The organism is Bradyrhizobium sp. SMVTL-02 (assembly GCF_051853005.1).
Lineage (GTDB): Bacteria > Pseudomonadota > Alphaproteobacteria > Rhizobiales > Xanthobacteraceae > Bradyrhizobium.
On the sequence record NZ_CP182469.1, the window covers coordinates 813,588 to 835,356 of the forward strand.

General features: G+C 65.2%; 21 protein-coding genes. 8 read left to right on the top strand and 13 right to left on the bottom strand.

Translation table 11 applies throughout. From position 1 onward, the window contains the following. Positions 1 to 143 precede the first annotated feature (143 nt). Together fmt and truA are read left to right on the top strand one after the other, a co-directional pair. Positions 144 to 1,067, top strand: a complete 924-nt coding sequence (fmt, locus tag ACNJYB_RS03875; RefSeq protein WP_439372782.1) for a methionyl-tRNA formyltransferase — start codon at positions 144 to 146, stop codon at positions 1,065 to 1,067. After that, positions 1,067 to 1,807: a tRNA pseudouridine(38-40) synthase TruA gene (gene truA / locus ACNJYB_RS03880; protein WP_439372783.1), complete on the top strand. Its 741-nt coding sequence runs from the start codon at positions 1,067 to 1,069 to the stop codon at positions 1,805 to 1,807. The genes fmt and truA overlap by 1 nt, the downstream gene beginning before the upstream one ends. 79 nt (positions 1,808 to 1,886) lie before the next feature. Here the strand turns inward: truA and ACNJYB_RS03885 are convergent, their stop codons facing one another. The 5 genes from ACNJYB_RS03885 to ACNJYB_RS03905 form a co-directional block, all read right to left on the bottom strand. After that, a complete protein-coding gene (locus ACNJYB_RS03885; protein WP_439372784.1) occupies positions 1,887 to 2,372 on the bottom strand; it encodes a F0F1 ATP synthase subunit B family protein in 486 nt (161 codons plus the stop codon). 6 nt (positions 2,373 to 2,378) lie between these two features. Next, positions 2,379 to 2,945 carry a F0F1 ATP synthase subunit B family protein gene (locus ACNJYB_RS03890; RefSeq protein WP_439372785.1) on the bottom strand — a complete coding sequence of 189 codons (567 nt, stop codon included), beginning with the start codon at positions 2,943 to 2,945 and terminating at the stop codon, positions 2,379 to 2,381. 60 nt (positions 2,946 to 3,005) lie between these two features. After that, positions 3,006 to 3,233 carry a F0F1 ATP synthase subunit C gene (locus ACNJYB_RS03895; protein WP_018643436.1) on the bottom strand — a complete coding sequence of 76 codons (228 nt, stop codon included), beginning with the start codon at positions 3,231 to 3,233 and terminating at the stop codon, positions 3,006 to 3,008. A 53-nt stretch (positions 3,234 to 3,286) separates the two neighbouring features. Next, positions 3,287 to 4,036, bottom strand: coding sequence for a F0F1 ATP synthase subunit A (locus ACNJYB_RS03900; RefSeq protein ID WP_439372786.1), 750 nt, complete (start codon positions 4,034 to 4,036; stop codon positions 3,287 to 3,289). A gap of 112 nt (positions 4,037 to 4,148) precedes the next feature. After that, on the bottom strand, positions 4,149 to 4,523 hold the full coding sequence (locus tag ACNJYB_RS03905; protein WP_439372787.1) for an AtpZ/AtpI family protein: 375 nt from the start codon (positions 4,521 to 4,523) through the stop codon (positions 4,149 to 4,151). Positions 4,524 to 4,598: 75 nt separating this feature from the next. Here ACNJYB_RS03905 and ACNJYB_RS03910 point away from each other — a divergent pair, with 75 nt between their 5' ends. The 3 genes from ACNJYB_RS03910 (at position 4,599) to ACNJYB_RS03920 (ending at position 6,032) form a co-directional block, all read left to right on the top strand. Continuing rightward, on the top strand, positions 4,599 to 4,841 hold the full coding sequence (locus ACNJYB_RS03910) for a hypothetical protein (protein WP_439372788.1): 243 nt from the start codon (positions 4,599 to 4,601) through the stop codon (positions 4,839 to 4,841). Between the two features lie 41 nt (positions 4,842 to 4,882). Further along, positions 4,883 to 5,398 carry a hypothetical protein gene (locus ACNJYB_RS03915; RefSeq protein WP_439372789.1) on the top strand — a complete coding sequence of 172 codons (516 nt, stop codon included), beginning with the start codon at positions 4,883 to 4,885 and terminating at the stop codon, positions 5,396 to 5,398. A gap of 160 nt (positions 5,399 to 5,558) precedes the next feature. Beyond that, on the top strand, positions 5,559 to 6,032 hold the full coding sequence (locus tag ACNJYB_RS03920; RefSeq protein WP_439372790.1) for a secondary thiamine-phosphate synthase enzyme YjbQ: 474 nt from the start codon (positions 5,559 to 5,561) through the stop codon (positions 6,030 to 6,032). Between the two features lie 117 nt (positions 6,033 to 6,149). On the opposite strand, the gene ACNJYB_RS03925 is transcribed toward ACNJYB_RS03920, so the two are convergent. Beyond that, a complete protein-coding gene (locus ACNJYB_RS03925; protein WP_439372791.1) occupies positions 6,150 to 7,775 on the bottom strand; it encodes an MFS transporter in 1,626 nt (541 codons plus the stop codon). Between the two features lie 341 nt (positions 7,776 to 8,116). On the opposite strand from ACNJYB_RS03925, the gene ACNJYB_RS03930 reads away from it, so the two are divergent. Beyond that, the gene (locus tag ACNJYB_RS03930) at positions 8,117 to 8,788 is read left to right on the top strand and encodes a response regulator (protein ID WP_018643430.1); all 672 of its coding nucleotides are present in this window, start codon (positions 8,117 to 8,119) and stop codon (positions 8,786 to 8,788) included. Positions 8,789 to 9,306: 518 nt separating this feature from the next. Beyond that, the gene (locus ACNJYB_RS03935) at positions 9,307 to 10,335 is read left to right on the top strand and encodes an alpha/beta fold hydrolase (protein WP_439372792.1); all 1,029 of its coding nucleotides are present in this window, start codon (positions 9,307 to 9,309) and stop codon (positions 10,333 to 10,335) included. On the opposite strand, the gene ACNJYB_RS03940 is transcribed toward ACNJYB_RS03935, so the two are convergent. From ACNJYB_RS03940 to hemA, 3 genes are all read right to left on the bottom strand, one after another. Beyond that, the gene (locus ACNJYB_RS03940; protein WP_439372793.1) at positions 10,236 to 10,745 is read right to left on the bottom strand and encodes a S8 family peptidase; all 510 of its coding nucleotides are present in this window, start codon (positions 10,743 to 10,745) and stop codon (positions 10,236 to 10,238) included. The two genes, ACNJYB_RS03935 and ACNJYB_RS03940, sit on opposite strands and share 100 nt — an antisense overlap. Positions 10,746 to 10,838: 93 nt before the next feature. Next, a complete protein-coding gene (locus tag ACNJYB_RS03945; RefSeq protein ID WP_439372794.1) occupies positions 10,839 to 14,348 on the bottom strand; it encodes a PAS domain-containing hybrid sensor histidine kinase/response regulator in 3,510 nt (1,169 codons plus the stop codon). Between the two features lie 302 nt (positions 14,349 to 14,650). After that, positions 14,651 to 15,880, bottom strand: coding sequence for a 5-aminolevulinate synthase (hemA, locus tag ACNJYB_RS03950; RefSeq protein ID WP_439372795.1), 1,230 nt, complete (start codon positions 15,878 to 15,880; stop codon positions 14,651 to 14,653). A 340-nt stretch (positions 15,881 to 16,220) separates the two neighbouring features. On the opposite strand from hemA, the gene aroQ reads away from it, so the two are divergent. After that, the gene (aroQ, locus tag ACNJYB_RS03955; RefSeq protein WP_439372796.1) at positions 16,221 to 16,652 is read left to right on the top strand and encodes a type II 3-dehydroquinate dehydratase; all 432 of its coding nucleotides are present in this window, start codon (positions 16,221 to 16,223) and stop codon (positions 16,650 to 16,652) included. Positions 16,653 to 16,714: 62 nt separating this feature from the next. Here aroQ and ACNJYB_RS03960 read toward each other — a convergent pair whose 3' ends face one another. From ACNJYB_RS03960 to ACNJYB_RS03975, 4 genes are all read right to left on the bottom strand, one after another. Then, positions 16,715 to 17,776: an MBL fold metallo-hydrolase gene (locus tag ACNJYB_RS03960; protein ID WP_439372797.1), complete on the bottom strand. Its 1,062-nt coding sequence runs from the start codon at positions 17,774 to 17,776 to the stop codon at positions 16,715 to 16,717. Positions 17,777 to 18,060: 284 nt separating this feature from the next. Next, complete coding sequence (locus tag ACNJYB_RS03965; protein WP_439372798.1) at positions 18,061 to 20,214, bottom strand: methyl-accepting chemotaxis protein; 2,154 nt, start codon at positions 20,212 to 20,214, stop codon at positions 18,061 to 18,063. A 172-nt stretch (positions 20,215 to 20,386) separates the two neighbouring features. After that, positions 20,387 to 21,112, bottom strand: a complete 726-nt coding sequence (locus ACNJYB_RS03970; RefSeq protein ID WP_439372799.1) for an outer membrane protein — start codon at positions 21,110 to 21,112, stop codon at positions 20,387 to 20,389. 225 nt (positions 21,113 to 21,337) lie between these two features. Then, positions 21,338 to 21,658, bottom strand: coding sequence for a hypothetical protein (locus ACNJYB_RS03975; protein WP_439372800.1), 321 nt, complete (start codon positions 21,656 to 21,658; stop codon positions 21,338 to 21,340). Between the last annotated feature and the right edge of the window lie 111 nt (positions 21,659 to 21,769).

The window sequence follows — 21,769 nt, forward strand, 5'->3', positions numbered from 1 at the left end:
GGGCAGGGGAGGGGGGCAGCCCAGCAAATGGTTTAACTGGGGCGAAGAACCGATCCGCGCTCAAATCGTGAGAGCGCGTCGTGTGGCACCCCCTCCCTAACCCTCCCCCACAAGGGGGGAGGGAATGCACCTGGGTCCTTGTCATGCCCCTCCGCCTCATCTTCATGGGCACGCCCGATTTCTCCGTGCCGACGCTGCTCGAGCTGGTCGCGCATGGCCACGAGATCGTGGCGGTCTACACCCGTGCGCCGAAGCCCGGCGGGCGGCGCGGCCTGCAATTGCAGCCTACCCCGGTTGAAGAAGCCGCGCGAAAACTCGGTATTGCCGTGTTGACGCCGAAGACGCTGAAGACTCCGGAAGCGCTCGAGGAGTTTCGCGCTTTCGACGCCGACGCGGCCGTGGTCGTCGCCTATGGCATGATCCTGCCGCAGGCGATCCTCGATGCGCCGAAGCTCGGCTGCTACAATCTGCACGCGTCGCTGTTGCCGCGCTGGCGCGGCGCCGCCCCCGTCAATCGCGCGATCATGGCAGGCGATGCCGAGAGCGGCGTCATGGTGATGAAGATGGATGTCGGCCTCGACACCGGCGATGTCGCCATGGCCGAGCGCCTTCCGATCACCGACACCATGACCGCGCGCGACCTGCATGACCGTCTCTCGCGCCTCGGCGCCGACCTGATGGTCCGCGCCATGGCCGCGCTCGAACGCGGCGGGCTCCAGCTGAAACAGCAGAGCGAGGACGGCGTCACCTACGCCGCCAAGATCGACAAGGCCGAGGCGCGGATCGACTGGAGCAAGCCCGCGCATGCGGTGCTGCGCCACATCCACGGTCTGTCGCCGTTCCCCGGGGCCTGGGCCGAGCTCGAAAATGCACGCGTCAAGATCCTGCGCTGCGAGCTGGCGGAGGGATCGGGCGAGCCGGGAGAAGTGCTGGACGATCAGCTCACGATCGCCTGCGGTGAGGGCGCGATCCGCATTCTCGAGCTTCAGCGCGAGGGCAAGGGCCGGATGCAGGCCGCGGACTTCCTGCGCGGCGTACCTGTGAAGCCGCCGATGCGGCTGGCCTGATGCCGCGCTACAAGCTCACCATCGAATATGACGGCGCGCCGTTCTTCGGCTGGCAGGTGCAGGACACGCTGCCGTCGGTGCAGGGTGCGCTGGAAGCGGCGGTGAAGGCGATGACCGGCGCGGATCTGCGGGTGCATGGCGCTGGCCGCACCGATGCCGGCGTGCATGCGCGCGGCCAGGTCGCGCATGTCGACGTCGAGAAGCAGTTTCCGCCCGGCCGCTTTCGCGACGGGCTCAATGCGCATCTGCGTCCGCATCCGATTGGGGTGCTCGAGGCCGAGATCGTGCCCGATACGTTCGAGGCGCGCTTTTCGGCAGTCAAGCGCCACTACCGCTACCGCATCGTCAACACCCGCGCCAATCTCGCGCTCGACGCCGGCCATGCCTGGCGCGTGCCGCGCAAGCTCGATGCCGAGGCCATGCACGCGGCGGCGCAGCGGCTGCTCGGCAAGCACGATTTCACCACCTTCCGCGACACCGAGTGCCAGGCCAAATCGCCGGAGAAGACGCTCGACCAGCTCGATGTGATTCGCGACGGCCGCGAGATCATCGTCATCACCTCGGCGCGCTCGTTCCTGCACAGCCAGGTGCGCTCGATGGTGGGATCGCTGGTCTGGGTGGGCGAGGGCCGCTGGACCGCGGACGATCTCTCTGCAGCCCTCGCCGCCCGCAACCGCACCGCCTGCGGCATCGTCGCGCCGCCGGACGGGCTGTATCTGATGAAGGTGGACTACGAGTGAGGTGGGTTGCGGGAGGACTATCGGACAAAAAAAGCCGGCGCTCGCGCGCCGGCTTTTTTGATTGATGAAGGCAAGGGCCTCAGTTCAGCTTCTGCCTGACTTCGTTGATGCCCTTGGCGAGCAGGTCGTCGGCGGCCTGGCCCTTGACCGATTGCGACAGGATCGTGGAAGCGGCCTGGACGGCGGCCTCCGCGGCTGCGGCGCGGACATCGGCCAGCGCCTGGGCCTCGGCGAGCGCGATCTTGCTCTCCGCGGTCTTGGTGCGGCGGGCGACGAAATCTTCCATCTTCGCCTTGGCGTCGGCCGCGATGCGATCGGCTTCGGCCTTGGCGTTGGCGATGATGTCGGCAGCCTCGCGCTCGGCCGTGGCGCTGCGCGCCTTGTAGTCGGCGAGCACCTTGGCCGCTTCCTGCTTGAGACGCGCCGCGTCGTCGAGCTCGGCCTTGATGCGCTCAGCGCGATGATCGAGCGCGGTCATCGCCGACTTGAACACCCCGAGATAGCCGAACACGACCATCAGGATCACGAAGGCGATGGCGACCCAGGTTTCAGGATCGAAGAACATCTGTGGCTAACCCTTCAAGGACGCATCAACGGCGGCATTGACCGACGCCGCATCCGGAACGACTCCGGTGAGCTGCTGCACGATCTGGCCTGCCGCATCGGCCGCGATGCCGCGGACGTTGCTCATGGCGGTCGTGCGGGTCGAGGCGATGGTCTTCTCCGCCTCGGCGAGCTTGGCCGCCAGCTGCTCTTCCAGCACCTTGCGCTCGGCATCCGCCTGCGCATTCGCCTTGTCGCGGGATTCGCTGGCGATCGCCTGCGCGCGCGAACGCGCCGCAGCGAGCTCGCCCTCATAGGCCTTCAGCGCCGCCTCGGACTGGTCCTTCAGCTTCTGCGCTTCGGCGAGGTCACCGTCGATCTTGTTCTGGCGCGCCTCGATCGCACCGCCGACCTTCGGCAGAGCGAGCTTGGACACGATCACGTAGAGCAATACGAAGAAGATCGCGAGCGACACCAGCTGCGAAGCAAAAGTGCTGCTCTCGAACGGCGGAAAACCGCCGCCGTGATGACCGCCATCGGCTTCGGTGTGAGCGCCCGCCGCCGGACTTTTTGCCCCGCCATGACTCTCGGCCATGGAGTACTCCTGTTGCTGTCACGCGCCGCTTCGGATGAAGCGGCGCGAAAGAAGTCGTCCTTAGAAAACGAACAGCAAAAGCAGCGCGATCAGCAGCGAGAAGATGCCGAGCGCTTCGGTCACGGCGAAGCCGAAGATCAGGTTGCCGAACTGGCCCTGAGCGGCCGACGGATTGCGGACCGCTGCGGCGAGGTAGTTGCCGAAGATCACGCCCACGCCGACGCCCGCACCGCCCATGCCGATGCACGCGATGCCCGCGCCGATAAGTTTTGCTGCTGCCGGATCCATTTTAGACTCCTTGGAAGAAAGATTGAGTTGTGGGTGGAAATTCCCCGGACCGCTCAGTGTCCCGGATGAATGGCGTCGTTGAGGTAGATGCAGGTCAGGATCGCAAACACATAGGCTTGCAGGAACGCGACCAGAATCTCGAGCGCGTACAGCGCGATCGTGAGCGCCAGCGGCAGCACGCCGCCGACCCAGCCGATGGCGCCGAGCGAGAAGCCCAGCATGGCGACGAAGCCCGCGAACACCTTCAGCGCGATGTGGCCGGCCAGCATGTTGGCGAATAGGCGAATGCTGTGCGAGACCGGCCGCAGGAAGAACGACAGGATCTCGATGAACATGACCAGCGGCAGGATGTAGCCGGGGACGCCGTGAGGAACGAAAATCGAGAAGAATTTCAGGCCGTTCTTGGCCACGCCGTAGATCAGCACGGTGAAGAACACCAGCAGCGCCAGTCCGACGGTGACGATCAGGTGGCTCGACACCGTGAAGGTGTACGGGATGATGCCGACCAGGTTCGAGACGCAGATGAACATGAACAGCGAGAAGATCAGCGGGAAGAACTTCATGCCTTCCGCGCCGGCCGTCGAACGGATGGTCGAGGCGACGAACTCGTAGGAGATTTCGGCGACCGACTGCAGGCGCCCGGGAATGAGCTGCGAGCCGCTGGCGAGCATCAGGAGCGAGATGATCGCAACTGCCACCAGCATGTAGAGCGATGAATTGGTGAAGGCGATCGTCTGATTGCCGATATGGCCGATCGTGAAGAGAGGCTCGATGTTGAACTGGTGGATCGGATCGATTTTCATCGGCGCGGCATCTCTTGGTCTGCCGGGCAATGCCGGCGGGTCTCGGTCTGCCGGCCGGGCCGGCCCGTACCGGCAAGGCCGGCACGATCATTCCTCTCCTGTGCGGATCGCCTTACGAGCCACCGCGCCTGTTTTGACCCGCGCCTGCCGATCTCACCACATTCACCACGCCGGCCACGAAGCCCAGCAGCAGGAACACGATGAATCCGAAAGGCGACGTCGACAGCAAGCGGTCGAACCCCCAGCCAATCCCCGCCCCGACAGCGACACCGGCGACCAACTCCGAGGATAACCGGAAACCAAGCGCCATCGCCGAGGCTCTGGCCGCTCTGTCCTCACCGTCACCTGCGGGTTGCTCGGTCTTGGGGCGGCGGTCGCGAAGTTCGGACAACCGCTGATCAAGATTTCCGAGCCGTTCGGAAAGCGCAGCTTCCTCGGGCGATCTATCGCGATCTCCATTCCCGCCGTGTCCCGTGCCCTGTGTCATGCAACGAAGACCCGAAACGCACCGGCTGAATGGAAATTACGCCCGCCACCCTCAAAAGCCGCGCGGACCATACTGATGGCCCATAATCAAGTCAAGCCAAGTCACGATTGCGTCGCTTTCTGTTATGTATCTGATTTACTTGACGATATCGCCGCGCGCGGCAGCGCTGCGCACAGCGTGACGCCGCACCGCAGCAGGTCTCCTCTTGATCGGTGGACGTCGTCGCCATTTCGCCGCGCTGCCGGGATCAAACGGGCTGGCGCGATTGTTGATTTCGGGCGGGTGTTTTTGGCGGCAGATCGCCGCGCCGCGGTGTAGAATTGCGGAGGTGCCACCCGCGCGTGGTAGCGGAGAGCGCGATGAGATCAGTGAGGTCATCCACAGCATCATGGCTCGCGGCGTCGTTCGCCGCCGTGATGGTCAGCGGCAGCCTTGTGGCCGCGCAATCGGCGCCCGACGGTGAAAACGGCCGCTACACAATGACGCCGATCCCCGAGGGGGTGCTGCGGCTCGACACCCGCACGGGAACGATGTCGACCTGCACCAGGAATGGGACCGGCTGGGCCTGCTACGCGGTGCCCGACGAGCGCGCCGCGTTCGATGCCGAGATCGGCCGGCTCCAGGCTGAGGTCGAGAAGTTGAAGGGCCAGCTCGCGGCCGGGCCGACCGTGTCGGGCAAGATCGAGGAGCCACTGCCGAAATCCGATCCGCTGAAAAAGGCAGAGCCCAAGGCCGCCGAAGGCGAGCGCAAGATCGAGATCCCGCTGCCCAGCGATCAGGACCTTGATCGCGTGATGTCGTTCCTGGAAAAGGCGTGGCGTCGGCTGATCGACATGGCCAACCGGGTGCAAAAGGACGTGTCGGGGAAGATTTGAATTGTCGTTCCGGCGACAAGCCAGGACCCATACGCCGCGGCCCGTCGGTTCCTTCTCGATGCGCGTTGCCACCTTTCGCCGTCACGCGCATTCGGGGTAATGGGCCCGGGCTCCCGTACGCAATTGGGCACTAGGCCGGGACGACGTTACGAGGCCCTCTATGACATCAGCCAAATCCGTAACCCGCTCGGCGCCATCGACGGTGCAAGCCACCACTATCTCGTCGTCGCTGCTCACCGTACAGACCCCCGGCCGCGGCTTCACCGACCTCACCAGCGAAGCCGCAAAATTCGTCGCCGAGGTGCGCGCAGGCGAGGGCTCGTTGACACTGTTCATCCGTCACACCTCGGCGTCGCTGACCTTCCAGGAGAATGCCGATCCCTCGGTGCTGGTCGATCTCACCACCGCGCTGTCCCGGCTGGCGCCGGAGGATGCGGGTTGGACGCACGATACCGAGGGACCGGACGACATGCCCGCGCACATCAAGACCATGCTGACGCAGACCTCGCTGCAGGTCCCGGTCCTGAACGGCAGGCTTGCGCTCGGTACCTGGCAGGCCATCTATCTGGTCGAGCACCGCGCCCGCCCGCACCGGCGCGAGGTGGTGCTGCAATTCATCGGCAGCAACCGGTAGGGCGTTTTCGAGCGAAGCGGATACCGCTCGCGTGAAGAAGACGCGCCGCGACATCCAAAACAAAACCGGCCGCGGAGAGCGCGGCCGGTTGGTCTCGTTGGGGTTCGCTGGCTTCGATCAGGTCGCCTTGATGTCGACGTCCTTGGTCTCCGGCACGAAGAGGAAGCCGATGACCACGGTGATCGCAGCGAAAATGATCGGGTACCAGAGGCCGGCATAGATGTCGCCGGTCGAGGCCACGATGGCGAAGGCGGTGGCGGGCAGGAGGCCGCCGAACCAGCCATTGCCGATGTGGTAGGGCAGCGACATCGAGGTGTAGCGGATGCGGGTCGGAAACAATTCGACCAGCATCGCCGCGATTGGTCCGTAGACCATGGTGACGAAGATCACCAGGATGAACAGCAGGCCGATGATGGCTGCGACCTGCGGGCGGAAGATGTCGAACGGATGCGCCATCTTCACGATGCCCGCATCGCCGGCCTTGGGATAACCAGCCCCCTGCACCGCGGCGAGAACGGCGGGGTTGCTGTCCTTGGCGTTCGTGTACGGAACTTCCTTGCCGTTGACCACCACCTTCACGGCGGAGCCGGCCGGGGCCGGAGTGGTCGTGTACTTGACCGACGACTGCGACAGGAAGGCGCGTGCGGTGTCGCAAGGCGCGGTGAAGACGCGGGTGCCGACCGGGTTGAACAGGTCGCCGCAGCCTGCGGGATCCGCCACCACCTCGACCTTGACCGACTCGATCGCCTTTTCCAGCGCCGGGTTGGCGTTGGTGGTGATCATCTTGAAGATCGGGAAGAAGGTCAGCGCCGCGATCAGGCAGCCGCCGAGGATGATCGGCTTGCGGCCGATCTTGTCGGACAGGACACCGAACACGATGAAGAAGCCGGTGCCGAACAACAGCGACCAGGCGATCAGCAGGTTGGCGGTATAGCCGTCGACCTTCAGGATCGATTGCAGGAAGAACAGCGCGTAGAACTGCCCTGTGTACCAGACCACGCCCTGGCCCATGGTGCCGCCGAGCAGGGCGAGCAGCACGAGCTTGCCGTTCTGCCAGTTGCCGAAGGCTTCCGTCAGCGGCGCCTTCGAGCTCTTTCCCTCTTCCTTCATCTTCTGGAAGATCGGCGATTCATTGAGGCGCAGCCGGATCCAGACCGAGATGCCGAGCAGCAGGACCGACACCAGGAACGGGATTCGCCAGCCCCACTTGGCGAACTCGGCTTCGCCGGTCGCGGTGCGGGTGAACAGGATCACCAGCAGCGACAGGAACAGACCCAGCGTTGCGGTGGTCTGGATGAAGGAGGTGTAGTAGCCGCGCTTGCCGTTCGGCGCGTGCTCCGCGACATAGGTCGCCGCACCGCCATACTCGCCGCCGAGCGCCAGGCCCTGGGCGAGGCGCAGCGCGATCAGGATGATCGGGGCCGCGATGCCGATGGTCGCCGCGTTGGGCAGCAGGCCGACGATGAAGGTCGAAAGACCCATGATCAGGATGGTGACGAGGAAGGTGTATTTGCGGCCGACGATGTCGCCGATACGGCCGAACACGATCGCGCCGAACGGACGCACCAGGAAGCCCGCCGCGAATGCCAGCAGCGCGAAGATGTCGCGGGTGGCCGGCGGATAATCCGAGAAGAACTGCACGCCGATGATCGAGGCGAGCGAACCGTAGAGGTAAAAGTCGTACCACTCGAACACGGTACCGAGCGAGGAGGCGAGAATGACGAACCGTTCGTCCTTCGTCATCCCTCCTGCGCCGGCCTGAGACACAGCCATTGTCGACATATTGGGTCGCTCCCCGAAATGCGTTTCCTCGCGCCCCGGGCGTCCGGACATGCCGGATCGACCCAGGTCTTGCCCGCAAGGTAACATCGGCGTGAAACCCGCCCCAATACGACTTTCGGCCTTGCGCACTGACGCGCCCCTCGACTGCACGGGATCGGGCGCGGGCACGGCAACGAAGGCTTGCGGATTAACCCTTTGCAGCAAAGGGATAATGGGCACTTGCATGCCACGGCCGGGCAGGGAAGAATTGACCTGCCGCGGCAGCGACTCGCCGGCCGGTCGCGAACGACAGCAAGAGAACGATGAACGCTCCCTCGACCCATCTCGTCATTGCCGATGACCATCCCCTGTTCCGTGATGCGCTCCGGCAGGCTGTGGCGAGCGTCCTGACCTCGGCCAGGATCGACGAGGCCGGATCGTTCGAGGACCTGACCAAGCTCCTGGAACAGACCTCCGATGTCGACCTGATTCTGCTCGACCTCTCGATGCCCGGAATCTCGGGCTTCTCCGGCCTGATCTATCTGCGTGCGCAATATCCGGCGGTCCCGGTGGTGATCGTATCGGCCTCCGACGACAGCGCCACGATCCGACGCTCGCTCGATTTCGGCGCCTCCGGCTTCATTCCCAAGCGGTTCGGCGTCGAGACGCTGCGCGACGCCATTCTCAAGGTGATGGAAGGCGACGTCTGGGTTCCCGCCGACACCGACCTGTCGGCCGCCGCCGATCCGGACATGACGCGCCTGCGCGACCGCCTGGTGACGCTGACCCCGCAGCAGGTGCGGGTCCTGATGATGCTGTCCGAGGGACTGCTCAACAAGCAGATCGCCTACGAGCTCGGCGTCTCCGAAGCCACCATCAAGGCGCATGTCTCGGCGATCCTGCAAAAGCTCGGCGTCGAGAGCCGGACGCAAGCCGTGATCGCCGCCGCGAAGATCGCCGGCGGCCAGTGGAAGCAGGGCACGCCGACGGGGTAGAGCGTCTACTCATCGGCTCGCCCATATCCAAGCTCCGCGCCGACCGCCGAGCTTGTCGCGTCAACCGGCGCGGTGCCGGCGAATTTCGTTGGGGCGAAGGGAGGCCAGAAGGAACTCGGCTCCCGGGAGAGCACGGCATAAGCCGTCCAACCACTGGGCAGGGGAAGGCCGTGTGTTCGGCTTCACCTGTATGCCGCTGTGCAGTTCTTTTGCGCTACATGCGCACAGCGGACCGTGGGTGCCAGCCGGCACCCGGCCTTCCCTGCGCCCTTTTCAAGAGCGCGTGAAGCGACAGCAAGCCTCGGGCGGAGAACGTCGCGAGAAGTCGAAGGTGCGTCCGCTGTTCGAGATGTGCACTGGAGGACGATCGCTTCGCACCTTGCTCAACGAGTTCCATGCCGGCCTCACAACTTCTCACAAGTCCAAACGAGCCTTGCGTGGCAGGCGTTGATAGTCAATTGCGCGACGGCAAGGAGGACTTTCGTGACCCGGACGGCAACCATCAACGAGGTAGCAACATGAAGCAGCTCATCGACCAGCACCGCCGCAAGTTCCTTGGCGTCGCCGCCGGAACGGTCGCCGTCGGTCTCGGCGTCCTTGAACTTGCCCGCGCCGAAACGGAAGCGCCAAGCGCCTCCGCATCGAATGCGTCCTTTGGCGCGATCAAGCAGATCGAGGCCGGCGTCCTCAATGTCGGCTATGCGGAGGCTGGCCCGTCGAACGGGCCGGTCGCGATCCTGCTGCACGGCTGGCCCTACGACATTCACGCCTTCGTCGACGTTGCGCCGATCCTGGCGAAGGCCGGCTATCGCGTGATCATCCCTTATCTCCGCGGCTACGGCTCGACGCAGTTCCTCTCCAGCGAGACGCTTCGCAACGGCGAGCCTGCTGCATTGGCGGTCGATGTCATCGCGCTGATGGACAAGCTCGACATCAAGAAGGCCGTCATCGCCGGCTTCGACTGGGGCGCTCGCACCGCCGACATCATCGCCGCGCTGTGGCCGGATCGCTGCCGCGCGCTGGTGTCGGTCAGCGGCTACCTGATCTCCAGCCAGGCCGCCGGCAGCGCGCCGCTGCCGCCGTCGGCCGAGCTGCAATGGTGGTACCAGTTCTATTTCGCGACCGAGCGCGGTCGCGCCGGCTACGAGAAATACACGCACGATTTTGCCAAGCTGATCTGGAAGCTGGCCTCGCCGCAATGGAAGTTCGAGGACGCCACCTTCAACCGCAGCGCGGTTGCGCTCGACAACAAGGATCACGTCGCGATCACGATCCACAATTACCGCTGGCGGCTTGGGCTTGCCCAGGGCGAGACGAAGTATGAGGAGCTCGAAAAGAAGCTGGCGGCAGCTCCCGTCATCGACGTGCCGACGATCACGATGGAAGGCGACGCCAACGGCGCGCCGCATCCCGACCCCAGCACCTATGCCAAGAAGTTCTCCGGCCGCTACGAGTTTCGGCTGATCACGGGCGGCATCGGCCACAATTTGCCGCAGGAAGCACCGCAGGCCTTTGCCAAGGCAGTCATCGAGGCCGACGGTGCCTGAGCACTCATTCGATGCCCCCCGAGCTGGTTTGCCGTTGCGTCCGGTCGAGCCTGCAACAATAGCGCCGCGAGACCGGCGATGTGGGGTGTCGCCATCGAGGTCCCATCCATCGTCTCGTAGCGGTTGCCGGGAACGCAAGAGGTGACAGCCACCCCGGGTGCGGCGAGGGCGGGGCACAACGGATTGATCGGGCGATTGAAACGCTGACTGCTGGAGAAGTCCGGCACCTTGTTGTGGACGTCCATCGCACCGATGGACAGGACATTGGCGTAGTTGCCGGGTGATCGGCTGGTCTGCGGACCTTCATTGCCGCACGCTATCACCGGCAAGACGTTGGCCGCCCGCAACGAGTCGATCACGGCCTGGAACGCCGGTGTGAAGCCGCCAGCCGAACTCCGCGTGCGACGCATTTGCACGCGGATCAGCTGTTCGCAGTGAGGCGCAACACCGCGACAAGGGTAGATTTGGTCGCAGAACCTGACATATGCGCGGCTCTCTCGCCGCTATTCCGCCGCGACCATCTGCTGCGTGCGCCACTGGCCGAGCAGGGCGCGGAGCGAGGCCGGCTTCACGGGCTTGTTGAGCACGGCGATCTTTTCCTCGCGCGCGGCCTGTTGCACGGCGGGGCTGCGGTCGGCGGTGATCAGGATCGCTGGAATGGCGTCGCCGAAACGGCGGCGGATATCGCGGATCGCGGCGATGCCGTTGCCGCGGTCGAGGTGATAGTCGACGAGCAGGCCGGTGACGCGCTTGCCGGCAGCCTCGATCGCGACGATCGCGGCTTCGGGATCGGCGACCGCGATCACCTCGGCGTCCCAGGCCTTCAGGAGCGTACGCATGCCGTCGAGGATCGCGGCATCGTTCTCGATGCAGACGATCAGCGCACCCGCGATCGGCGTGCGCGCCAGCGGCGTGGCGCTGGTCACGGCGGCGGTGAGCGTGATCGCTTTTGCGGTCGGCACTGTCACCGAGAAGACCGAGCCGCCGCCGACGGCGGAGTCGATGGCGATGCCGTGGTTGAGCACGCGCGCCAGCCGTTCGACGATCGACAGGCCGAGGCCGAGGCCGCGCGCGATCCGCGCGCCTTGCTCCAGGCGGTGGAATTCCTTGAAGATCTCGCCGCGCTTGACCGGCGGGATGCCGACGCCGGTGTCGTAGACGCAGATCTTGAGCGAGGCGCCCTGGCGTCGGCAGCCGACCAGCACGCGGCCGCGCGGGGTGTACTTGATCGCGTTGGAAATCAGGTTCTGGAGCAGGCGCCGCAGCAGCAGCCGATCCGACTGCACCGGCAGCGAGCAGGGCACGAAGGCGAGATCGAGGCCCTTGGCCCGCGCGATCGGCGCGAACTCGATCTCCAGCGAGCGCATCAGATCGGCCATCTTGAAGCTGGAGATCGAGGTCGCCATCGCGCCAGCATCCAGCCGGGAGATGTCCAGCAGCGCGCCGAGGATCTCCTCGATGGCCTGGAGCGATTCGTCGATGTTCTCGACCAGCCGCGTCTCCTCGCCATTGTGCTGGCGCTCGACCAGGCTCGTGACATAGAGCCGGGCGGCGTTCAGCGGCTGCAGAATGTCGTGGCTGGCGGCGGCGAGGAAGCGCGTCTTGGAGATGCTGGCATCTTCCGCCGTGCTCTTGGCAAGCGCGAGTTCCGAGTTCAGCCGGGTCAGCTCCTCGGTGCGGTCGCGCACGCGCTTCTCCAGCGTCGCGTTGGCGCGCTCCAGCGCTTCCGCCGCCTCGAAGGTCGGTGTGACGTCGGTGAAGGTGATGACGAAGCCGCCGCCGGGCATGCGGTTGGTGAGCACCTCGATCACCATGTGGCGTTCCGGCAGGCGCTCGAGATAGGGCTCGCCGTCGGTGGTGTAGGCCACGAGCCGCTGCTCGATCATCGCCTCCCGCTCCGCCTCATTGTCGGGATCGCTTACGCCCATGAATTCCAGGATTTCACGCAAGGGCGTGCCGAACTGGATGAAATGCGGGGGGACGTTGAGGAGATCGCCGAACTGCCGGTTGGAGCAGATCAGTTGCAGATCGGCGTCGAACACCGCAATGCCCTGGCGCACATGATTGAGCGCGGTCTGGAGGATCTCGCGGTTGAAATGCAGCGCCGCATGGGAATCGTCGAGCAGTTTCAGCGCGGCCTTGGCCGAGACGGTTCGTTTGCGCAGCAGCAGCGACATCACGAGGCGCGAGGACGCAGCGCCAATCGACGAAGCGATCAGGTGCTCGGCGTGCTGCAACAGCTCGAAATCGGCGGGTGCTCCGGGCTCGAGCCGCACATTGCGCCGCGCCGAGAAGGCTTCGAAAGAATGCCGGGCGCGGTCGGGCCCGAGATATTGCGCCACCGTGGTCTGGATGTCCTGCACCGTGACGGTGGTGCGCCAGCGGCGGAAATTCGGGGCGATCGGGGCGAGCGTGTTGGGCACGAACAGATCGGCCTGCACCAGCTCGATCGACGACGGCCGCCGGGCCAGCGAGAGCAGCACGTAGGTGAGGATGTTGAGGGACAGCGACCAGATCACGCCGTGCATCAGCGGCGGCAGGTCGGCGCCGAACAGCGCCTGCGGCCGCAGCGCCTCGATTCCGAACGGGCCGTGCTGGAGCCACAGGATGCCCGTCGTGGAGGAATCCACGAAGCTCGGCATGAACAGCGTGTAGAGCCACACCGCAAAGCCGACCAGCATGCCGCCGATCGCGCCGCGCGCGGTCGCGCGCCGCCACAACAGCCCACCGAAGAAGCTCGGCGCGAGCTGGGCGATGGCGGCAAAGGAGAGCAGGCCGATCGCCGCGAGCTGGGTGTTGCCGAGCGCGCGATAGTAGAAATAGGCCATCACCATGATGGTGAAGATCGCCAGGCGCCGCGAGCGCAGCAGGAAGTCGCTGAAATCGGCGCCGCCGGTGCGTCCCTCCGGCCGCCGCTGCAGCACCAGGGGCACCACGAGGTCGTTCGAGACCATGATGGAGAGCGCGACGCACTCGACGATCACCATCGCGGTCGCCGCCGACAGGCCGCCGACGAAGACGGCAACGCTGAGCAGATCCGCGCCGCCCTCCATCGGCAGCGCCAGCACGTACATGTCAGGGTCGGCCGCGCCGAATGGGAAGGTGACGAGGCCGGCGAGCGCAATCGGGATCACGAACAGATTGATGGCGACGAGGTAGAGCGGGAACAGCCAGCGTGCGCGACCGACCTCGGCATCACTGGAATTCTCCACCACGCTGACGTGGAACTGGCGCGGCAGCAGCATGACCGCGCACAGCGACAGCAGCGTCATGGTCAGGAAGTTGCCGATCGACGGCGAATAGTTGATCGTGCGCACCGCCTCCGGCGTCCTCATCGCGCGCTCGATCAGTTCATGCGGCGAGAACATCCAGAAGGTGACGAAGATGCCGGCGGCGAGGAAGGCGACCAGCTTGACGATCGATTCGGTCGCCACCGCCAGCATCAATCCGTGCTGGTGCTCGGTCGCATCGGTCTGCCGCGTGCCGAACAGCACCGCGAAGGCCGCCATCGCCAGCGTTACCATCAACGCCATGTCACCGAGGATCGGGATGTGGGAAAAGGCCTGGTCCTCGCTCAGGATCGTCTCCAGCGAGGAGGCCACCGCCTTGAGCTGGAGCGCGATGTAGGGCACCGAGCCTATGATCGCGATCAGCGCCACGGTCGCCGCCACCGCCTGGCTCTTGCCGTAGCGCGCGCCGATGAAGTCGGCGATCGACGTGATGTTGTGGGTTTTCGCGAGCTGGATCACGCGGCGCAGCACGCCTGTGCCGAGCCCGATCATCAGGATCGGCCCGACATAGATCGCGAGGAAGTCGGTCGAGGTGCGCGTGGCGAAGCCGACCGAGCCGAAGAAGGTCCAGGAGGTGCAGTAGATCGCCAGCGACAGCGGATAGATCAGCCCGGACGCACGACCGCGCCCGGCCGGCGAGCGGCGGTCGCCATGGCTCGCCACCAGGAACAGGAAGCCGATATAGCCGAAGGCGGCGGCGATCACGCCCCAGTCGTGCAGCATGGCGAGCGCGCTTCTCCCTGGACGCCAACGCGCCCGGTATCATTTTCCCTTGCAAATCTAGCGCGTTGCAGGGACGCAAGCGACAGCGAAATGACCTGCGAGGCCGGGAACCGGGGTTGTCGTTAAGGCGTGGGATGGGCTGCCTGCTCTCCTCGCCCCGCTTGCGGGGAGGAGGGTCGGGTGAGGGGGGCTCTCCGCGGGGACGGTGACAGTTGAAATTGCCGAGACTCCCCCTCACCCGGATCGCATCTGGCGATGCAATCCGGCCTCTCCCCGCAAGCGGGGAGAGGCAAGAGAGAACCCTACTCCGCAGCCAGCGACTTCTGCTTGAGCGGCAGGCCGAGGCGGTCCCACACCTGCAACAGCGCTTCGGCGAGCTGATCGATCAGGCCGTCATCGTGATAGGGCGAGGGCGTGATGCGCAGGCGTTCGCTGCCCTTGGGCACGGTCGGGTAGTTGATCGGCTGGATGTAGATGCCGTGCTCTTCGAGCAGCAGGTCGGAGGCCTGCTTGCACTTCTCGGGATCGCCGACGAACAGCGGCACGATGTGGGTGTCGGTCGACATGACAGGCAGGCCGGCGGCGCTGAGGATCGCCTTGACGCGCGCAGCGCGGTCCTGATGGCGTTCGCGCTCCCAGTTCGAGGTCTTCAGATGCTTGATCGCGGCGGTCGCGGCCGAGCAGATTGCCGGCGGCAGCGCGGTGGTGAAGATGAACCCCGGCGCATAGGAACGCACGGCATCGATGATCTGGCCGTTGGCGGCGATGTAGCCGCCGAGGCAGCCGAATGCCTTGGCCAGCGTGCCTTCGAGGATGTCGATGCGATGCATGACACCGTCACGCTCGGCGATGCCGCCGCCGCGCGGGCCGTACATGCCGACCGCGTGAACCTCGTCGACATACGTCATCGCGCCGTATTTCTCGGCGAAATCGCAGATCTTCGCGAGCGGCGCGACGTCGCCGTCCATGGAATAGAGGCTCTCGCAGGCGATCAGCTTCGGCCGGCTCGGGCCCGCAGCCTTCAACTGCGCTTCGAGATCGGCGAGGTCGTTATGGCGGAACACGACGCGTTCGCAGCCGGACTGGCGGATGCCTTCGATCATCGAATTGTGGTTGAGCTCGTCCGACAGGATCAGGCAGTTCGGAATGAGCTTTGCGATGGTCGCGATGCCGGTCTGGTTCGAGACATAGCCCGAGGTGAACAGCAGCGCGGCTTCCTTGCCGTGGAGGTCGGCGAGCTCGGCCTCGAGCTGCACCAGCGGATGATGCGTGCCGGCGATGTTACGGGTGCCGCCGGCGCCGGTGCCGACCCGGGTAGCGGTCTCGACCATGGCCCCCACGACCTTCGGGTGCTGGCCCATGCCGAGGTAGTCGTTGGAGCACCAGATCACGACGTCGCGCTTGCCCTTGGGAGAATGCCAGACCGCATGTGGGAACCGGCCGGCCGTGCGCTCGAGATCGGCGAACACGCGATAGCGCCGCTCGAAGTGGAGACGGTCCAGGGCGGAATTGAAGAACTGGCTGTAATCCATCGGCAAAACCTAAGACGGAACCTGACCAAGGGGGAGCATCTTCTTAGAGCCTTTCCAACTCCAATGTCTATGCGCTATCCCACATCTGGGCCCGCAGGGCGTTTGGGCAAAATGCCCTATCGTGCGATTTGAAAGTTGATCCCGATCAAGTTCGCGCGAGAGGTAATGTTGCTTTGCAGCATCAGCCGGGATGCGGCCTCGCCTGCCCGGGCCTTCCCTCTCGGCCTGGCACACGCTTTGCTAGATCGCGGCCGCCGGCTCTACCCAATCCGATTCTCGCAGCGCATGCGCCATTGGCCCGGAGAGCATGCTCGACCTGGCCTTCGAAAGGACGTTTTCCATGAAGCGCGTTATGATCCTCAACGGTCCCAACCTCAACATGCTCGGCATCCGCGAGCCGCACATCTACGGCACGACGACGCTCGCAGAGGTCAATGCGAGCTGCGAGGATGCCGCCGCCAAGCTCGGCCTCAAACTCGCCTTCCACCAGTCCAACCACGAAGGCGTGCTGGTCGATCTGATCCAGTCGGCGCGGCAGGATGCCGATGCCATCATCATCAATCCGGCGGGCCTGTCCTTCACCTCGGTCTCGATCATGGACGCGATCAAGACGTTCGAGGGGCCGGTGCTGGAGGTGCACATCTCCAACATCCACGCCCGCGACGAATATCATCGCCACTCCAAGATCTCGTTCGTGGCAACGGGCGTGATCTGCGGGCTCGGGCCGTTCGGCTACATCGCGGCGCTGCACGCGATCGTGAATATGAAGTGAGCTGTTAGCTGTGCCGGAGATCTGCTCCCTCGCCCCGCCATCGGGGCGAGGTGAAGCACCACTCACGTCGTCCGGAACTGCAGCACGCCGTCCTTCGTCTCGGCGGTCAGACGGCCCTCGACGATCATGTAGTTGACGTGGGCGACCAGCTCGCCGGCGGCAAAGCCCATCTGGTGTTCGTCCAGCACATGCTTGTTGAACACCACGGGCACCAGCTCCCGGGATGTCTTCGGCTGCTCGCGGCAGGCGTCCGCGATCAGGCGGCAGCGGTCCTCGTGGTGGTCGGCGAGCTGCTTGATGCGGGTCTTGAGGCCGTAGAACGGCACGCCGTGCCCGGGCAGCACCAAGAGGTCATAGGGCAGGGTGGTGGTGAGGCTGGCGAGCGAGGCCAGATATTCGCCGAGCGAGTTCTGGTCGGGCTCGACCGCCCACACGCTGACATTCGGCGAGATCTTGCTCAGCACCTGGTCGGCGGAGAGGAACAGCTTGTCGTCGGCGCAATACAGCATCACCTGGTCGAGCGCGTGCCCGCCGCCGGTGATCACCTTGAAGCGGCGCGCGCCGATCACGACCTCGTCGCCATGCGAGATGCGGCGGTAGGATGGCGGCAGCACCGAGACACGCTTGAGATAGTCCTGGCCGCGGCCGAGCAGCTTTTCGGTCAGCGACTCGTCCATGCCGTGGCGGCGGAAGAACAGCCGTTGTGCCTCCTTCCGCTCCTCGGTGCCGCGGTTCTGGTGATAGACCGATTGCAGATATTCGACCTGGGACATCAGCAGCGGGCAGTTGAACCGCTCCACGATCCAGCCCGCGAGCCCGACATGATCGGGATGCGAATGGGTGACGATCAGGCGCGTGATGTTGACGCCGCTCAGCGGACCGTCGAACAGCTTCGTCCAGGCTTCGATCGTCTCCTCGTTGCCGAAGCCCGCGTCGACCATGGCATAGCCGTCGCCGTCGGCCAGCAGATAGATGTTCACGTGGTTGAGGCGGAACGGCAGTTTCAGCCGCGCCCACAACACGCCCGGCCGGATCTCCACGACCTCTTCGGGGCCGGGATGCTGGTCCCAGGGATAGCGCAGGGCCTCAGCCGAGGACTGCACGGTGTCGTTTTTCGAATGCATGCCCTATCGGTACCCGCACATGGGGCGGGACGCCAGCCGAAAAAGGACGTGGGGCGGCTGTCGCATGGCCGTCATACCGGGCGGTGTTTTTTCGTCATGTGGGACGCTCGTGCTCCGAACCCGGTCACCTCTCCCGCTTGCAGGGGGTCGGCGCGGAGCGCCGGGTGCGGGCTCTGGCCCTGCAGGGACAATCTCGACGTGCTTGAAACACTGCCAAATGCGGAGACACCCCCAGCCCTCCCCCGCAGGCGGGAGAGGGAGTGAAGACCCCGTGTTGTTGCGGCTTATGCCGCCCGCATGTTGTTGAGGAACGCGTCGATCTCCCCGCGCAGCATGTCGGCCTCGCGGCGGAGCGCATCGGAGGCGCCCAGCACTTCGTTCGCCGCCGCGCCGGCCTCGGCCGAGGCGGTGGAGACGCCGACGATGTTGCTGGAGACCTCGCTGGTGCCGCCGGCCGCGTGCTGGATGTTGCGGGCGATCTCGCGGGTGGCCGCGCCCTGTTCCTCGACCGCGGCCGCGATCGTGGTGGTGACATCGTTGATCTCGCCGATGATCCGGCCGATGCCCTGGATCGCGCCGACCGCAGAGGTCGTGACCTGTTGCATGCTGGCGATCTGGGTGCGGATCTCTTCCGTTGCCTTGGCGGTCTGGCTCGCGAGGCTCTTCACCTCGGAAGCGACCACCGCGAAGCCGCGGCCGGCTTCGCCCGCGCGTGCCGCCTCGATGGTGGCGTTCAGCGCGAGCAAATTGGTCTGCGAGGCAATGGTCTGGATCAGGTCGACGACGACGCTGATGCGGCTTGCGCCGTTGGCGAGGCTCTGCACCGTGGTGTCGGTGGCGCCGGCCTCATCGACCGCCTTCTTGGCGATCGCGGCCGAGGTGACCACCTGCTTGCTGATCTCCTCGATCGAGGACGAGAGCTGCTCGGTACCCGACGATACCGTCTGCACGTTGACCGAAGTCTCCTCCGCGGCGGAGGCGACCGCGTTCACCAGCGCGTTGGACTGGTCGGCGGTCGTCGACATGCTCTGCGCGGTCGATTGCATCGAATTGGCCGATTGCGCCAGATTGTCGAGCGCGGTGCGCACCGTGCCCTCGAACTCGGCGATCCTGGCTTCCATGCGGGCGGCCCGCTCGGCCTTGGCCGCGCGGTCCTTCTCCTGCTCGCCGGCGAGCGCGCGGGCTTCGATCATGCTGTCGCGAAAGACGGTCAGCGTTTCCTTCATCACGCCGATCTCGTCATTCTGGCGGGAGCGGACGATCTCGGTGTCGAGGTCGCCGGCCGAAAGCAGCTGCATGGCGCGCTGAAGCTCGCGGATGCGGCGCAGGACGTTGCGGCCGACATAGAGCCAGACGAACAGGGCCGAGCCGACCAGCATCAGCGCGCCCAGCGCGAGCATGACCGAGGTCGCGAGCGAAATTTCCTGCCGTGCCTGGAAGGTCGACGCGTTGGTCTCCTTCTGCACGCCGTCGACGAGCTGCTGCACGCTGATGCCGAGGCCGACGTTGAGCTTGCGCGTCTCGTCCAGGATGGTCTGGCCGTAGTCGATGGAGTCGAGCTCCTTCTCACGCAGATTGAACACGCCGGTCTTGCCGGTGCCGAGCGCGAGCAGCTTTTCCGCCGTCGCGCGCAGCATCTTGTTGCCCTCGTTGTCGGGCAACAGATCGAGGTTCGACCGCAGGCGTCCCTGCGCCGTCTTGAATTCCTTCTGAATGTCGTCGAGCTTGTCGCTCGTGCTCGCCGACAGCGCCGCGCTCATGTCGGCGGCCGCGAGATTGCCGCTGGCAACGACGTTGCCGAGCTGGCCGACGGTCTGCGCGGCTTCGGTGGCATCTTCGGCCGACAGGTTGGCCGACCCGAGAATGGCGTTGACCCGGGTCTGCGCGTCCAGCATCGCCGGACTGGCCGCGCCCACGAACGCGCCCTGCGCGGTGCGCAGCGCGTCATATTGCTTGTCGTGGAGGGCGGCGATGTCCAGTCGTTCGCGGGCGGCCTTGGCCAGGCTCTGGGCCGCCTCGTTGATGCTCTTCATGGTCTCGCTGAGTCCGGAGACCACGGCCTTGTCCCCGCCGAGCTCGATGATCTCGTTGAGCTTCTGCTGCGTCTGCTCCTGCAATTCCTTGAGCTTCTTGGTGCGCTCGTTCAGGGCTTCCTCGCTTTGAGCCGCAAGCAGGGCCGGTCCCTGTGCCGCAAGGCTGGCGCTCAGGGCCGACAATTGCAGGCTGGCGGCAAGGCGCGGAATGTCCCGCCCGCTCAGTTCGATCATGCGTCCGCCGAGATTCTGCAGCGCGAGGCCAGCGCCGGCTGCGATCACGAGGCCCATGCCCGCGATCACCGCGAAGGCCGTGAACAGGCTCCCGCGCACGCCCCATTGTGGCTTCTTGAAACGAGGCTTGAATCGACCGAGCCAACGGCCAGCCCCCAGACGGATCGCCATCTAAATTCCCCCACGCTCTTGCTTCTGTTTTGTGGCGGGCAGTATGGGCGGGGCCGGTTAAAAAATCGCAATCGGTGCAATTGCTTGCATTGGGCCCGCGATTCCGCACAGCGAAAAAAGAAGGGCCGGCGAGATCACCGGCCCTTCCACAAGACAGGATTTTGCTAACCGATCAGTAGCTCGCGACGGCCGGGCTCGCCCAGTTGAAGCGGTAGTTGAGGCCGGCCTTGACCGTATGGTCGTCGGTGGTGAAGCTGCCGGTGCCCGCCAGGGGACCGCCGGTGAAGCTCGCGTCGCCGAAATTGTAGTACTGGTACTCGGCCTTGGCCGACCAGTTCGGGGCGAACATGTATTCGATACCGGCGCCGACGGTGTAGCCGTTGCGGTGATCGGCGGTGATGACGAAAGCGGTCGGCACGCCGGCGACGGTGACTTTCTCGTTGTTGTCGGAATAGGCGTAGCCGCCCTTCACGTAGACGAGGCCCGGACCCCAGGTGTAGCCCACGCGGCCGGTGATCGAGCCGAGGCCGCGCTGGTCATTGGTGTAGGCGACGCCGCCCGGGAACACCGCGCCGACGCTGCCGGACAGCCATGAATACTGGCCTTCGACGCCGACGACGAAGTTCGGGTTGAACTGCCAGTCCGCACCGACCTGCACGCCGCCGAGGAAACGGCCATTGCCGTTGTTGCCGGTGGAGAGGCCGTTGAAATTGTTGTCGCTGGAGAAGGCGCCGCCGAGATGGCCGCCGATGTAGAAACCGGTCCAGTTGTAGATCGGCGCGACGTAGGCCGGCGCCGGCGTCCTGTAGTAGGTGCGGTTACCGAGGTCGGCGCCGACGGCCGGCGCGGCAGCGCCCGCCACCAGCAGCGTCACGGTCGCAAACAGAATCTTCTTCATCGTCTTGAACTCCAACACTTATGTCCCCGGCTGGCGCGCTTCTTCGCGCCGTCGCTGGTTTTGCAGATAGCTCGCTTTTGATGAAAATGCTGTCACAACCGTGGCACCGCGGCAGCCAACCTAACTTGTTGGGCTGCAGTTGATTTTCGTGCTTAATGCCAGCTTAAGAAATGCTGAACGAAGGCTTAATTGGGTGCAAGCCGGTGAGCCTGCGCGCGGCTTTCGTTAGCCAAGACGCCGCAGCACCTCGTCGCGCATCTGCGCGCGGAACGCTGCGCGCTTGGCCGGCCGATCCTCCTCGCGCACGTCGTGGCGATCGAAGATGTCGAACTTCTCCAGGATCGGATAGCGCTCGCTCGCCATCGCGAGCACGCGCAGCACCTTGGTCGCCGACGGCGTCGGGCCGCTCACCTCCCAGCGCCGGATGGTGTCGGCCCCGCCCTTCTCCGGCAACCCGCAGAGTCTCGCCATATCGGCTGCCGTCAGCTGGCGCCCGATGACGTCGGAAAGGTCGCTGCGAAGCTGCTTCAGTTCGGGGCCGGTCATGTCCACTCGCGTCCAGGAAGTCCTTCAGGCCATCCAGTAGCGCTGATTCGGGTCCATCCGAAGGCGGCGCGCTCGATTGCGGCACGTTCGCTTACGCACGGAGTTATGAAC

Coding starts and splice junctions, on each gene's coding strand:
- fmt (WP_439372782.1), top strand. CDS start 144: ATGCCCCTCCGCCTCATCTTCATGGGCACGCCCGATTTCTCCGTGCCG.
- truA (WP_439372783.1), top strand. CDS start 1,067: ATGCCGCGCTACAAGCTCACCATCGAATATGACGGCGCGCCGTTCTTC.
- ACNJYB_RS03885 (WP_439372784.1), bottom strand. CDS start 2,372: ATGTTCTTCGATCCTGAAACCTGGGTCGCCATCGCCTTCGTGATCCTG.
- ACNJYB_RS03890 (WP_439372785.1), bottom strand. CDS start 2,945: ATGGCCGAGAGTCATGGCGGGGCAAAAAGTCCGGCGGCGGGCGCTCAC.
- ACNJYB_RS03895 (WP_018643436.1), bottom strand. CDS start 3,233: ATGGATCCGGCAGCAGCAAAACTTATCGGCGCGGGCATCGCGTGCATC.
- ACNJYB_RS03900 (WP_439372786.1), bottom strand. CDS start 4,036: ATGAAAATCGATCCGATCCACCAGTTCAACATCGAGCCTCTCTTCACG.
- ACNJYB_RS03905 (WP_439372787.1), bottom strand. CDS start 4,523: ATGACACAGGGCACGGGACACGGCGGGAATGGAGATCGCGATAGATCG.
- ACNJYB_RS03910 (WP_439372788.1), top strand. CDS start 4,599: ATGGCCCATAATCAAGTCAAGCCAAGTCACGATTGCGTCGCTTTCTGT.
- ACNJYB_RS03915 (WP_439372789.1), top strand. CDS start 4,883: ATGAGATCAGTGAGGTCATCCACAGCATCATGGCTCGCGGCGTCGTTC.
- ACNJYB_RS03920 (WP_439372790.1), top strand. CDS start 5,559: ATGACATCAGCCAAATCCGTAACCCGCTCGGCGCCATCGACGGTGCAA.
- ACNJYB_RS03925 (WP_439372791.1), bottom strand. CDS start 7,775: ATGACGAAGGACGAACGGTTCGTCATTCTCGCCTCCTCGCTCGGTACC.
- ACNJYB_RS03930 (WP_018643430.1), top strand. CDS start 8,117: ATGAACGCTCCCTCGACCCATCTCGTCATTGCCGATGACCATCCCCTG.
- ACNJYB_RS03935 (WP_439372792.1), top strand. CDS start 9,307: ATGAAGCAGCTCATCGACCAGCACCGCCGCAAGTTCCTTGGCGTCGCC.
- ACNJYB_RS03940 (WP_439372793.1), bottom strand. CDS start 10,745: ATGCGTCGCACGCGGAGTTCGGCTGGCGGCTTCACACCGGCGTTCCAG.
- ACNJYB_RS03945 (WP_439372794.1), bottom strand. CDS start 14,348: ATGCTGCACGACTGGGGCGTGATCGCCGCCGCCTTCGGCTATATCGGC.
- hemA (WP_439372795.1), bottom strand. CDS start 15,880: ATGGATTACAGCCAGTTCTTCAATTCCGCCCTGGACCGTCTCCACTTC.
- aroQ (WP_439372796.1), top strand. CDS start 16,221: ATGAAGCGCGTTATGATCCTCAACGGTCCCAACCTCAACATGCTCGGC.
- ACNJYB_RS03960 (WP_439372797.1), bottom strand. CDS start 17,776: ATGCATTCGAAAAACGACACCGTGCAGTCCTCGGCTGAGGCCCTGCGC.
- ACNJYB_RS03965 (WP_439372798.1), bottom strand. CDS start 20,214: ATGGCGATCCGTCTGGGGGCTGGCCGTTGGCTCGGTCGATTCAAGCCT.
- ACNJYB_RS03970 (WP_439372799.1), bottom strand. CDS start 21,112: ATGAAGAAGATTCTGTTTGCGACCGTGACGCTGCTGGTGGCGGGCGCT.
- ACNJYB_RS03975 (WP_439372800.1), bottom strand. CDS start 21,658: ATGACCGGCCCCGAACTGAAGCAGCTTCGCAGCGACCTTTCCGACGTC.